This window comes from Micromonospora sp. DT44, from assembly GCF_049841635.1.
Lineage (GTDB): Bacteria > Actinomycetota > Actinomycetes > Mycobacteriales > Micromonosporaceae > Micromonospora.
Genome location: NZ_JBNCKS010000002.1, coordinates 111298 through 123367 on the forward strand (window position 1 = coordinate 111298; position 12070 = coordinate 123367).

11 protein-coding genes and 1 pseudogene are annotated in these 12070 nt (G+C 71.9%); 6 read left to right on the forward strand and 6 right to left on the reverse strand.

Annotated elements, in window-relative coordinates; all coding sequences use genetic code 11:
* Positions 1-123: 123 nt before the first annotated feature.
* Together ACLQ25_RS01815 and ACLQ25_RS01820 are read right to left on the reverse strand one after the other, a co-directional pair.
* A complete protein-coding gene (locus ACLQ25_RS01815) occupies positions 124-318 on the reverse strand; it encodes a DUF397 domain-containing protein (protein ID WP_425728460.1) in 195 nt (64 codons plus the stop codon).
* Positions 315-1082 (reverse strand): DUF5753 domain-containing protein, encoded by a 768-nt coding sequence (locus ACLQ25_RS01820; RefSeq protein ID WP_425728462.1) that lies wholly within the window; start codon positions 1080-1082, stop codon positions 315-317. Before ACLQ25_RS01820 ends, ACLQ25_RS01815 begins: the two co-directional genes overlap by 4 nt.
* Positions 1083-1288: 206 nt before the next feature.
* On the opposite strand from ACLQ25_RS01820, the gene ACLQ25_RS01825 reads away from it, so the two are divergent.
* Positions 1289-1450, forward strand: coding sequence for a hypothetical protein (locus ACLQ25_RS01825; RefSeq protein ID WP_425728464.1), 162 nt, complete (start codon positions 1289-1291; stop codon positions 1448-1450).
* Positions 1447-1782: a hypothetical protein gene (locus tag ACLQ25_RS01830; RefSeq protein ID WP_425728466.1), complete on the forward strand. Its 336-nt coding sequence runs from the start codon at positions 1447-1449 to the stop codon at positions 1780-1782. Before ACLQ25_RS01825 ends, ACLQ25_RS01830 begins: the two co-directional genes overlap by 4 nt.
* Before the next feature lie 130 nt (positions 1783-1912).
* Here ACLQ25_RS01830 and ACLQ25_RS01835 read toward each other — a convergent pair.
* A pseudogene (locus ACLQ25_RS01835) lies at positions 1913-2653 on the reverse strand (ABC transporter permease); the annotation flags it as partial.
* Positions 2654-2902: 249 nt separating this feature from the next.
* Positions 2903-3934, reverse strand: a complete 1032-nt coding sequence (locus ACLQ25_RS01840; protein ID WP_425728468.1) for an ABC transporter substrate-binding protein — start codon at positions 3932-3934, stop codon at positions 2903-2905.
* A 269-nt stretch (positions 3935-4203) separates the two neighbouring features.
* Between ACLQ25_RS01840 and ACLQ25_RS01845 the strand changes: the two genes are divergently transcribed.
* The 4 genes from ACLQ25_RS01845 (at position 4204) to ACLQ25_RS01860 (ending at position 9444) form a co-directional block, all read left to right on the forward strand.
* Positions 4204-4989, forward strand: a complete 786-nt coding sequence (locus ACLQ25_RS01845) for an ABC transporter ATP-binding protein (protein WP_357126451.1) — start codon at positions 4204-4206, stop codon at positions 4987-4989.
* A 2-nt stretch (positions 4990-4991) separates the two neighbouring features.
* Entirely contained in the window at positions 4992-5942 is a 951-nt protein-coding gene (locus ACLQ25_RS01850; protein WP_425728637.1) for an LLM class F420-dependent oxidoreductase, read from the forward strand.
* Entirely contained in the window at positions 5939-6247 is a 309-nt protein-coding gene (locus tag ACLQ25_RS01855) for a cupin (RefSeq protein WP_355050737.1), read from the forward strand. Before ACLQ25_RS01850 ends, ACLQ25_RS01855 begins: the two co-directional genes overlap by 4 nt.
* Positions 6248-6324: 77 nt before the next feature.
* On the forward strand, positions 6325-9444 hold the full coding sequence (locus tag ACLQ25_RS01860) for a hypothetical protein (RefSeq protein ID WP_425728470.1): 3120 nt from the start codon (positions 6325-6327) through the stop codon (positions 9442-9444).
* Between the two features lie 119 nt (positions 9445-9563).
* Here ACLQ25_RS01860 and thiC read toward each other — a convergent pair whose 3' ends face one another.
* Both thiC and thiD read right to left on the reverse strand, forming a co-directional pair.
* Positions 9564-11156, reverse strand: coding sequence for a phosphomethylpyrimidine synthase ThiC (thiC, locus tag ACLQ25_RS01865; RefSeq protein WP_425728472.1), 1593 nt, complete (start codon positions 11154-11156; stop codon positions 9564-9566).
* A gap of 17 nt (positions 11157-11173) precedes the next feature.
* On the reverse strand, positions 11174-11959 hold the full coding sequence (gene thiD / locus ACLQ25_RS01870; protein ID WP_425728474.1) for a bifunctional hydroxymethylpyrimidine kinase/phosphomethylpyrimidine kinase: 786 nt from the start codon (positions 11957-11959) through the stop codon (positions 11174-11176).
* Between the last annotated feature and the right edge of the window lie 111 nt (positions 11960-12070).

Genomic DNA, 12070 nt, shown 5'->3' on the forward strand with positions numbered 1-12070 from the left:
GAGTTGGGCCGGGTCGGCGAGCGCCGCGTAGCCGACGGCGAGGGTGATCCCGTTCCCGCACGAGCATTCGTGACCAGGGCATGCCGAAAGCCCACGAATCGAGGGCCTTCGTGTGGTGCTGAGTCAGGAGACGGGGCCGATAGCCTTCGCCAGGTCGACGAAGCCCTGCCACTGCGAGGGCCCGAAGGTCAGAGTTGCGCCGTCGCGGTCCTTGGTGTCACGGACGAGAACGACGCCGGGAAGATTGTCGGCGACCTCGACGCAGTTCCCGCCGTTGCTGCCGCTCTTGGTGCTCTTGCGCCACTGCGCGCCGGTCATGTCCATGATGCTGCCGCTTTCCTGATCAGGTCGAGTGAAAGGGCCCGGGGTAGGGCGTAGCCAACTATGCGCGCCCACCTGCGGCCCAGGGTAGCAATTTCCGCCGTATCCTCGATTATCTGTGCCCTCACCTGACCGTCCTGGTGGGCGAGCTGCGTGCCGTCGAGCATCTCGGCCATGACGAACGGGCCGCCCATCCCGAGGTACATCGGTGTCGCGGCCGGAACGACGTGCACCTGAACATGCGTCAGCTCAGCGCACTTAGCGATGTACTCGCACTGTTCGCGCATCAGCGCACCATCGCGCCCCACCCGCCGCCGGAGGACCGCCTCGTCTATGACCGCGACGATCAGGGGCGGCCGAGAGCGATGGAGGATCGTTTGCCGGTGCACCCGAGCCGCCGCCTGCTCGCCGACCTCCTCCTCCGTCAACGACTCCATCGCCAGCGTTGCCCGCGCATACGCCTCGGTTTGCAGGAGTCCGGGCACCCATGCCAGCTCGAAGCTTCGCAGCGCGATCGCCTCCCGCTCGATGTCGACCCATGGCCGAAACCACGAAGGTTCCCGACGTTTCAAAACGTCCGGCCAGAGCTCTGTTTCTTCGCGACCGAGTAGCGCGGCAACCTTCGCGCGGTGGCGGGTCTGCGGGATGCTCCCCGGGTTCGCCCACTTGGCGGCGGTCTTGGGGTCGACGCCGATCTGAGCTGCGAGGCTGTCTGCTGTCTCGCCCGTGGCAGACATGGCCTCGATTACGGCGTGGTTCATCCGCCACCTCCCCGAAACGTCGTGAACGTCTAAAGGAGATAGTGCTACGCAGTGTGTTCGTCGCGCAACAGTCGGCAAAGTGCCTTCTAGACGGCGCGTCCGGTGGAGGGCCCGAACCCGGCGGACGCGTTCGTACCGGGGCCGCCCTGTCCGGCGAGCACTTACGGGGCGGCCCCTTCCCAAGACGACAGCGCGAAGGAGGCATCGTGCGCTTCACGTTCTGGCGCGGCAAACCGGTCCCGAAGGCTGCGCCGCGGCTTCCGGCCTGGGTCACGGCGCACACCGAAGCGTTCCGGGTTGACGAGGTCGGTCGGGTGGGTCGCCTGACCCTGGCCCAGGAGTTCCGGGCGAACGGGGGTCAGGAATGATCTCCGCGCAGGTTTCCGTCCCCGAGCGCGGTCCGGTCGCGGACCGCCCGCGCCGGCACGGCCAGGCCCCACCGCACACGCCGCTACGCCCACATTGGGCATGCCGCGCCGACGGTCAACCGTGGCCGTGCGCGACCGCGCGACTCATGCTCAAAGCCGAGTACGAGAACAAGCTGCCGAGCCTGTCGATCTACCTGGCCGGGCTGCTGTACGAGGCGATGCGCGACTTCTACCACCTCAACCCGCACGACGGGCCGAGCCCTCGCGCCCTGTACGACCGGTTCGTGGGATGGGGACCGTTCCGCAGACCGATCGTCGAAGATCCGCGTTGACACGCCTCCCACCACGGCGGCGTGCCGCTGCACCCGCCATTGCCGGCAATCTTGGACAGTTTCCGTTAGCTGATAACGAAAACTGTCCAAGATCTACGCGTGCCACCTGCCTTTGGCGTGTCGGACGGGGTCAGCGGCTGCTGGTGGTTTCTCGTACCCAGGGCAGCGCGATCCGCTCGACGAGCACGAGCGCGGAGTAGAGCAGGATGCTGACCAGGGCCACCAGCATGATCGCCGCCCAGGCGGTGGCGGTGTCGCCGACGCCCGCGTACTGGGTGATCACATAGCCCAGGCCCTTCTCCCCGGCCTGGAACTCGCCGATCACCGCGCCGATGGCCGCCAACGGCATGGCCACCTTGAGCCCGACGAAGATCTGCGGCAGCGCCGCCGGGAACCGCACCTTGCGGAACGCCTGCCAACGGGAGGCGTTCCACGACCGGACCAGCTCGGCCAGGTCGGCCGGCGTGGTGGTCAACCCCGTCGCGGTGGACAGCACGATGGGGAAGAAGCAGAGCAGGAACACCATGGTCAGGATCGGCTTCTGCCCCCAGCCCAGCGCCACCACCAGCAGCGGGCCCAGAGTGATCTTCGGCACGGCGTTGACCGCGACCAGCAGCGGCGTGAACATCCGCTCGACCGTGTGGGAGCTGGCCAGGGAGAGTCCGATCAGGACACCGGCGGCGGCCGACAGGACGAACCCGATCAGGATCTCCAGCAGGGTGGCCCAGGTGTGCTCCAGCATCTGGGCGGGCTTGTCGACGAACGCGCTGAGCACGTCCCCCGGCGGCGGCAGGGCGGCCGGGTGGACCAGCTCCAGCCGGGCGACCAGCCACCACACGGCCAGGGCGACCACGAGACCGGCCGCGGGCAGCAGCGCCGCCCCGGTCCCCGCGCGCAGGCCGGCGCCCCGACCCGCCCGACGCGCCGGGCGGTCGGCGCCCGAGGGTGCGGGCACCGTCACCGCCGGCTCGGCAGAGCGGACGTCGGTCATCTTGACCTCCTCGTTGTTCGCCAGCCCCGCAAGGGCCGACAAGATTCACCGGCCCCGAGGGCCGACAAGCGACGGGGGTACGCCCCACCGGAGACCGGTGGAACGTACCCCCTGGTGACGACCGGACGATCAGGCCTTCGGCGCGAGGCTGAAGTCGATGATCTGCTCGGGGGTGATGTTCTGCTTGAGCGCGCCCGCGCCCTGCAGGATCGCGATGCTCTTCGCCACCCGGCCGCTGTCCAGCGTGCCGATCGCGGTGCCGGAGTTGCCGGAGCGCACGTACGCGGCCATCAGGTCCAGCTCGGCGGCGGCGGCCACCGGGTTGGCGGCGTCGACGTTCTTCTTCAGGATCTCGCCGGCCTCCTTGGAGTTCGCCAGGCTGTACTCGAGGCCCTTGAGCAGCGCCGCGGTGAACCGCTTCACCATCTCGGGCTTCTCCTTGGCGGTCTTGCTGGAGGTGATCAGCACGTTGCCGTAGAGGTCCTGCATCACGTTGCTGTACGGCAGCATGACGGCCTTCTTCTTGGAGACCGCCTCGATCGTCGGCTGACCGACGACGAACTGGCCGATGCCGTCCACCGAGCCGGAGGCCAGCGTGCCGATCAGCGCCTGCGCCTCACCGTTGACCCAGGTCACCTTGCTGGCGTCCACACCGGCGAGCCGGGCGTACGTCGGGAACAGGTTGCGCACCACGGAACCGGGGGTGTCGGCGAGCTTCTTGCCCTCCAGGTCCTTGGGCGAGTTGATGTTCTTGCCCTCGACGGTGGCGATGCCCGCCATCGTGCGCTGCTGGATCGCGGCCACGGCGGTGAAGTCCTTCGCCTGACCGTTGCCGAGCTGGAGCAGACCACCGGTGAGGTCGATCGGCCCGAAGTCCGCCTGGCCGCCGACGACCGTCTGGATCACGCCGCCGGTGCCCTGGCCGGCCTTGATCTCGACGTCGAAGCCGGCCTCCTTGAAGAAGCCCTTGTCCTTCGCCACCCAGGCGTAGGAGTCACGGCCGAAGTTGCCGAAGGAGGTGAGGTAGGTCACCTTCTCCAGTGCTCCGTCTTTGCCACCCTTGGCGTCGTCGGACGAGTCCGACCCGCTGCTGCAGGCGGAGACGAGGGCGAGGGCGGTGGCCAGCGCGGCCGTAACGACCGTACGGGTCAGCCTTCTCATCAGTAGCACCATGTCCTTTCCGACCGGGGCCGCAGGCCACCGGAGGGGGTTGTCGCGGCGGTACCGGCGGGAGGGGCAAGCCGGGCACCGCCATCGTGAGGGGACTCTTCGCGGGCACAGCGTACGAGAAACCCACAGTTGCGACGCCAGGCGTACCGGGTTGCGGATCGGAAACAACCTGACGACGACCCCGGACGGTGCGACATGTCAACAGGGCGGCTAGCCTTTGTCGGATTCCTGACCGTCCACTCAGCGGAGGTCCGCCGCAGATGATCCGACTGTCCGGGGTGTCGCGTACCTTCGAAGGCCGGTCCGGCCAGGTCGAAGCCCTACGCGGCATCGACCTCGACGTCGCCGAGGGCGAGTTCGTCGCCGTCCTCGGGCGCTCGGGCTGCGGCAAGTCCACCCTGCTGCGGCTGATCGCCGGGCTGCTTCCGCTGACCTCCGGCGAGATCACCGTGGCCGGTACGCCGATCACCCGACCCCGCCGCGACATCGCCATGCTGTTCCAGAAGCCGGCGCTGCTGCCCTGGCGCAGCGTGCTGGACAACGTCCTGCTGCCGGTGGAGATCTTCGGCTGGAGTCGCGCCAAGCACCGCGAGCGGGCCCGGCAACTACTCGACGTGGCCGGCCTGGCCGGGTTCGAGAAGCGGCTACCGCACGAACTCTCCGGCGGCATGCAGCAGCGGGTGTCGCTGTGCCGGTCGCTCATCGGCGAACCCCGGGTGATGCTGATGGACGAGCCGTTCTCCGCGCTCGACGCGCTCACCCGCGAGGAGCTGTCCGGCGAACTCCAGCGCGTGCACATGGAGAACAAGCCCACCATCGTCTTCGTCACCCACTCGATCGACGAGGCGGTGCTGCTCGCCGACCGGGTGATCGTGCTGAGCCCCCGCCCCGGCCGGATCCGCAAGGTGGTCGAGGTGGCCATTCCCCGACCGCGCACCCTGGGCCGCAACGCCCACCTCGCCGACGTCGCCCGGGTCAGCGCCGACCTGCACGAACTGTTGATGGAACGCGACCAGCCGGCCACGGCCGGCGCGGAGGGACGATGACCATGCGGGTGTCGGTGTTCACCGAGCCGCACCGGGGTGCCGACTACGACATCCAGCTCCGGTTCGCCCGACTGGCCGAGGCCGGTGGCTTCGAGGGATTCCTGCGGGCCGACCACTACCAGTCGATGGGCGACGACCCCGGCCTGCCCGGCCCGACGGACGCCTGGCTGACCCTCGCCGCGCTGGCCCGGGAGACCGAACGGATCCGGCTCGGCACCCTGGTGACGTCGGCCACCTTCCGCCTGCCCGGCCCCCTCGCCGTGCTCGTCGCGCAGGTCGACCAGATGAGCGGCGGCCGGGTCGACCTCGGCATCGGCGCCGGCTGGTACCAGCGCGAGCACACGTCGTACGGCATCCCTTTCCCGGCCGTCGGGGAGCGCTTCGACCGGCTGGCCGAGCAGCTTGAGGTGATCACCGGGCTGTGGTCCACCCCGGTGGGCGAGACGTACAGCTTCACCGGTGACCACTACCGGCTGGTGGACGCGCCCGCGCTGCCCAAGCCGGCGCAGGTACCCGGTCCACCGATCATCGTGGGCGGACGCGGCCCCAAGCGGACCCCCGAGCTGGCCGCCCGGTACGCCGACGAGTTCAACATGCCGTTCAAGTCCGTGGCCGAGACCGCCGGGGCGTACGACCGCGTACGGGAGGCGTGCGACCGTACCGGTCGGGCCGAGACCGGGCGAGCGCCGCTGGTGCTCTCCGCCGGCATCGTGGTGGCCATCGGGCGTACCGACGCGGAGGCCGCCCGACGGGCCGCGCCCCTGCACGAGAAGAGCGCGCTGCCACCGGAGGACCCGGTGGTCGGGTCGCCGGCACAGCTGGTGCAGCGGATCGGCGAGTTCGCCGAGATCGGCGCGAGCCGGGTGCACCTGCGCCTCACCGACCTCGACGACCTCGACCACCTCGAGCTGATCGCCGCCGAGGTGCTTCCCCAACTGGACGGTGGACGATGACCGACGTGATCGACGGCACCGAACTCGGGCCCGTGGGCCAGGAGGTCGTGTACGAGAACGACCGGGTCCGGGTCTGGCACATCCGGCTCGAACCGGGTGAGCGCCAGCCCCTGCACCGGCACGACCACCCCTACCTGGTGGTGGCGATCCAGGGCGCGAAGAACGTCGTGCAGACGATCGACGGGACCCGGATCGACGCCGACGAGCCCACCGGCGGTGTCGTGTACCGCGACCCCGGCGCGGTACACATGCTCACCAATGTCGGGGACACGACATACCTGGCCCGACTGGTCGAACTCAAGTAGACCCGCCCGGCGTGCCCCGGCGCGTCGCGCGGCGCGCCGGTGGCGATCGGGTGTACCAGGTGCGTAACGTGCCCGACATGGCCTATCGGACCTGGGGCAGACTGCTGCTCACTGCGCTCGGGGTGAGTGTGCTGGCCGGAGCCGGCCAACTCGGCGTCGCGTACGGCTTCGGCATCGTCCGGCTCACCGGCGCCTTCACCGGCTCGACGGTCAACCAGTGGCCGGCCCAGCTCGTCTGGGTGGGCTGGTTCGCCGCGAACGCCGCCGTGGCCGGCGCGGTCCTGACCGGACGACTGGCCCGCCGGGACACCCCGCCGGCCAGCACCGGCCGGCACCTGGCCATCGGTGGCGCTGCCGCGCTCGGCGCCACCGCCGTCGCCCCGCTCTGCATGCAGCCCGCCCGAGCCGCCGAGTTGATCTCGGTGGACCCGGTCTGGGCGGTCGGCATCTGCGCCATCCTCGGCGCGGTCATCGGAGCGGGCGCGGCCATCGCCGTACTGCTCCGGCCGGAGCTGGGCTGGAACATGGCGGCCGTTGCCGGGACGATCTGGCTGCTGGCGCTGGTCTCCGTTCTACCGTCGCTCGGCACGGCCGGCCCGCTGCCCACGGTCCGACTCGGCGTACTCGAACCGAACTGGCTCAACGACGCCGCCGCGCAGCGCCTGGCGCTGCTCGTGCTGCCCCTGGTAGCGCTGCTCGCGGGCGCGGCGACGGCCGGACTGGCCCGGTGGCGCGGCCAGATCCCGCTGATCAGCGCGGCGACCGGCGTGGCGGGTCCGGTGCTGGTGGCGTTCGCCTACCTGGCCGCCGGCCCCGGCGACGCCGTCGACCGCTACCAGACGACCCCCTACTACGGCGCGCTGATCGCCGTCCTCGCCGGTGCCCTCGGGGCCGCGGCGGCCGCCCTGCTGCGCTGGCCCGGCGGCGTCCGCGCCGCCGGTTCCGAGGCGATCGCGCCCACCGACATCCTGCGTCCGCTGCCCACCGGCCCGACGCTGCCGGGTAGTGAGCCGGCGACGTCGACGGACCAGGCCGAGGACCACCCCGGGCACGCCGGCGGACAGCTGGTCGAGACGGCGCCGGCTCCGCGTGCCGGTGACGACACCACCGGTGTACGCACCGTCCCCGCCCACTGGGACTGGCCGTCGGCCACGGCGAGCGGCCAGTACGGCCCGATCCCCGCCGACGCGACGCGCCCGGGCGAGACCCCTCGACCCGCCGGCCCCCGCCAGCGGTCCGACGCCGCCGGGTCGGCAGCGGACGGCGCGACTCCGGACCCGTTCGCCACCGGCGGACGGCACGACCGCACACCGGCCCGCGCCTCCTGGCTGACCGACCCGACCGGCGAGTTCACCGCCGGGCGGCAGCCGTCGAGCCGCGACGAGGACACGACCGGCGGTGCCGCCGACCCGGCCCGTACCGCTGCGGCGTCCCCCACACCCGCGACGGCACCCGTCAGCCCGACGCCCGACGCGGGCGGCGACAGCGCGACGACCGGCCGGGACAAGCCGGGCACCGACCGGGCCGGTCGCAACGAGCTGGCCAGCGACAGCACCACGATCGCCGGAGCCCCGCTCGCCACCGGTGCTCCGCTCACCACGGAGGCCCCGCTCGCCGCAGACGGCTCCAGCGAGAGCGTCACTCCGGTCGCGGGCAGCACCGTCACTCCGGCCGCGGGCACCACCGTGACTCCGGCCGCCCGCAGGGCGGGCACGCGGGCAACGGGCAGCGCGGGCACGGCGAGCGCGGGCGACACCGGCGAGCCGGTCGCGGCCAAAGCCGGCACGCAGAGCACGGATCCAAAGGTCGTGGACGTGACCGGCACGCCGAGCACGGATCCGCAGGTCGTGGCCAACGCCGGCACGCCGAGCACCGGCCCGCAGGTCGTGGACGTGGCCGGCACGCACAGCGCGGGTCCGAAGGTCGTGGACGTAACCGCGACGCCGAGCGCGGGTCCGCAGATCGTGGAGGCCGCCGGCACGACGAGCGCGGACGGCGGGGCCGACGCGGACAGCGCCGCCGACGCGTCCGCTCCCAAGCCGCGTCGCTCGCGCAAGCCGAAGTCCACCCCGGCCGCCACCTCGACGACCGCGGCCGAGGACGGCACGGCAGCAGCCACCGGGACGAACACCAGCGCGACGGCCACCGCCGGACCGGCGCCCACCGAGGCGAGCACCGAGGGGACGACCGGCGGACGCGCCAAGCGGACGACCCGCGCCGGCAAGGGCGCCGACGTGGCAGGCGCCGACCAGCCGCTCGGCCAGGACGCGTCGCGCCCCTCGCCGGAGGGTGAAGGCGCCGAGCCCGGCGAAGCGGCACGGACTGCCGGTGCGGAACCCCGGGCCATCGCAGAGGGTGCGGGCCTGCCCACCGAAACCGCCGGAGACTCCACGCCGGTCACGGAACCCGGGGCGGGCCGCCGCACCGAACCCAAGGGTGGCACCGGCGCTTCGCTGTTCGGCGAGCCCACTGCCGGCGACGCGGGGGCCGACCGGTGGACGCCGGCAGCCCCGGCCTGGTCGGCCACCCCGTCGTGGACCACGGCGTCGGCCGACCCGGAACCGTCGACCGCGGATGCGGCCGCGAGCGCCGAGGAGTCGACCGACTGGACGCCCCGCTTCCGGCACCGGGCACCCCTGCCCGACCTGAGCCGGGTGCCCAGCTGGGACGCCTTCGACACCACCCGCCGCGCCAGAGCATCGGATCAGAGCACCGGTACGCCGGACCTGAGCACCGGCGCGGCCGAGGGGGGCGCATCGCCCGCCGGCACCACCGGACCAGCCGCCAGCACGCCGGACCAGACCCCCGGTACGACCGGCCGGGCCGACCACGCCAGCGCGATGGCCGCCCTGGCGAGGTCCATCGTGCCGCCGTCGATCACTCCGGTCGTACCGGAGCAGGGCGACGCGTCCACCACCGCCGGCAGTGCCGAGCCGGCGAACGACCCCGCTCGGACGTCAACGGACGACGGGCGGTCCTCCCGGCGAGGGCGGCTCGGCGGCCTGTTCCGGCGTAACCGGGTGCGGGCCGACGAGGAGAGCCGACCCGCGCCCGATGCGGCGGAGCCGCTGCCCTCGCAGGACGAGGAGTTCGTTGACTGGGTCGCCGGCCTCAGCAAGCCGGTCACCGACAACGAGCCCGAGCAGGAGAACGGCCGTCGCTCGCTGCGTTCCACCGGCCGCCACCACCGGGAATGACCGACCCGGGTTGCCGGCATGATCGACCCCGGGTTCCTTGAAGCCGGGCCATTCCGGCCACTCGGACGCCCCGACTTCAGGGAACCAGGGGTTGATCAGGCCGAGCCGGCGGCGGGCGGTCAGGCCAGGGGCAGGTAGACCTTCCCGCCGCCGGAGACGAACTCCTCCGACTTGTCCTTCATGCCGCGGGCGGCGTACTCCTTCAGCTCCTGGGTGATCTTCATGGAGCAGAACTTCGGGCCGCACATCGAGCAGAAGTGGGCGGTCTTCGCGGGCTCGGCCGGCAGCGTCGCGTCGTGGTACGAGCGCGCGGTCTCCGGGTCCAGCGAGAGGTTGAACTGGTCCTCCCAGCGGAACTCGAACCGCGCCTTCGACAGCGCGTCGTCCCACGCCTGCGCGCCGGGGTGCCCCTTGGCGAGGTCGGCAGCATGGGCGGCGATCTTGTACGCGATCACGCCGGCCTTCACGTCGTCGCGGTCCGGCAGGCCCAGGTGCTCCTTCGGGGTGACGTAGCAGAGCATGGCGGTCCCGAACATGCCGATCATCGCCGCGCCGATCGCCGAGGTGATGTGGTCGTACGCCGGGGCGATGTCGGTGGTCAGCGGCCCGAGCGTGTAGAACGGGGCTTCGTGGCACCACTCCTGCTGGAGGTCCACGTTCTCCTTGATCTTGTGCATGGGCACGTGACCCGGGCCCTCGATCATCACCTGCACGTCATGCTCCCAGGCGACCTTCGTCAGCTCACCGAGGGTGCGCAGCTCGGCGAACTGCGCCTCGTCGTTGGCGTCCGCGATCGAACCGGGCCGCAGCCCGTCACCGAGCGAGAACGTCACGTCGTAGCGCGCGAGGATCGCGCACAGCTCCGCGAAGTTGGTGTACAGGAAGTTCTCCTCGTGGTGCGCCAGGCACCAGGCCGCCATGATCGAACCGCCGCGCGACACAATCCCGGTCACCCGGTCCACGGCCAGCGGCACGTACGGCAGCAGCACCCCGGCGTGCACCGTCATGTAGTCCACGCCCTGCTCGGCCTGCTCGATGACGGTCTCGGCGAACACCTCCCAGCTCAACTTCACCGGGTCGCCGCCGACCTTCTCCAACGCCTGGTAGATCGGCACCGTCCCGATCGGCACCGGGGAGTTGCGCACGATCGCCTCACGGGTCTCGTGGATCCGCTTGCCCGTGGACAGGTCCATCACGGTGTCCGCGCCCCACCGGGTCGCCCAGGTCAGCTTCTCCACCTCCTCGGCCACCGACGAACTGACCGCCGACGTGCCGATGTTGGCGTTCACCTTGACCAGGAATGCCTTACCGATGATCGCCGGCTCACACTCCGGGTGGTTCACGTTCAGCGGCAGCACCGCCCGACCGGCGGCGATCTCGGTCCGGACCAGCTCCGGGTCGACGTTCTCCCGGATCGCCACGAACTCCATCTCCGGCGTCACCACACCCGCCCGCGCGTACGCGAACTGCGTGGGCCGGCGACCGTCCACACCGGCCAGCGGCGTGCCCGCGCCCCGCACCGGGGCCACGTCACCGCGCTCGGCGATCCACGGACCACGCAGCGCCGGCAACCCCACCGCCGGGTCCGACCCCGGGCCGGACGTGTCGTAGAGCCGTACCGGCGGATGGTCACCGGTCAACGTCACCTCCGCGAACGGCACCCGCACATCCGGCCGCGACCCCTCGACGTACACCTTGCCTCGTGCCTGCATGACAACCTCCCTGGTGATCAGGCGGACCAGCCGAAGTGATCCAGCGGCCCGCGCCCCGTGCCCAGCTCCCAGCCCCGCCCGCCGGTCAGCGCGCGGAACACGTACTCCTTGGCGACCTGCACCGCCGTCGGCACCGGATCGCCCAGCGCCAGCCGCACGGCGATCGCCGCCGAGAACGAGCAGCCGGTGCCGTGGGTGTGCCGGGTATCCACCCGGGGCCCGCGCAGCAGAGTGGTGACGCCAGCGCCGCACAGCACGTCGACCGCCTCGTCCCCAGCGACATCGCCGCCGGTGACCACCACGTACTCCGGGCCGCCGGCCGCGAGGGCCTCGGCGGCCACGACCATCCCCGCCACGTCGTCCACTCCGCGTCCGGTGATGGCCGCGGCCTCCGCGCAGTTCGGCGTCGCCACCCGGGCGTACGGAAGCAGCCGCTCCACCGCGCCCACCACGCCCAGCCGGTGGCCGCTCGTCGCGACCAGCACCGGATCGACGACGAGCTGGGGCAGCCGGCCGTCCCGGGCGGCCTGAGCCACCACGTCGGCGACGGCCGGGGTGCCGAGCATCCCCGTCTTGACCGCGCCCACCGTGAAGTCGGCGAGCACGCTGTCCAACTGCTCCGCGACCGTGCGCGGCGGCAACGGCAGGACGGCGTCGACACCCCGGGTGTTCTGCGCGGTGACCGCCGTCAGGACACTCGTGCCGTACGCGCCGAGCGCCGCGAAGACCTTGAGGTCCGCCTGGATGCCCGCGCCAGCGCCGGAGTCTGAGCCGGCGATGGTTAGCGTGGTTTTTGGTGTCACCGGGTTGCCTCTTTGGTTGCGGTTGAGGGCTGCGGCCGACCGTGCCCACTCCGGGCGGGGCCGGGGGGTACCAAGGGGGGCCCCGGCCGCCCCCCCCCCGCCCCCGGGGCC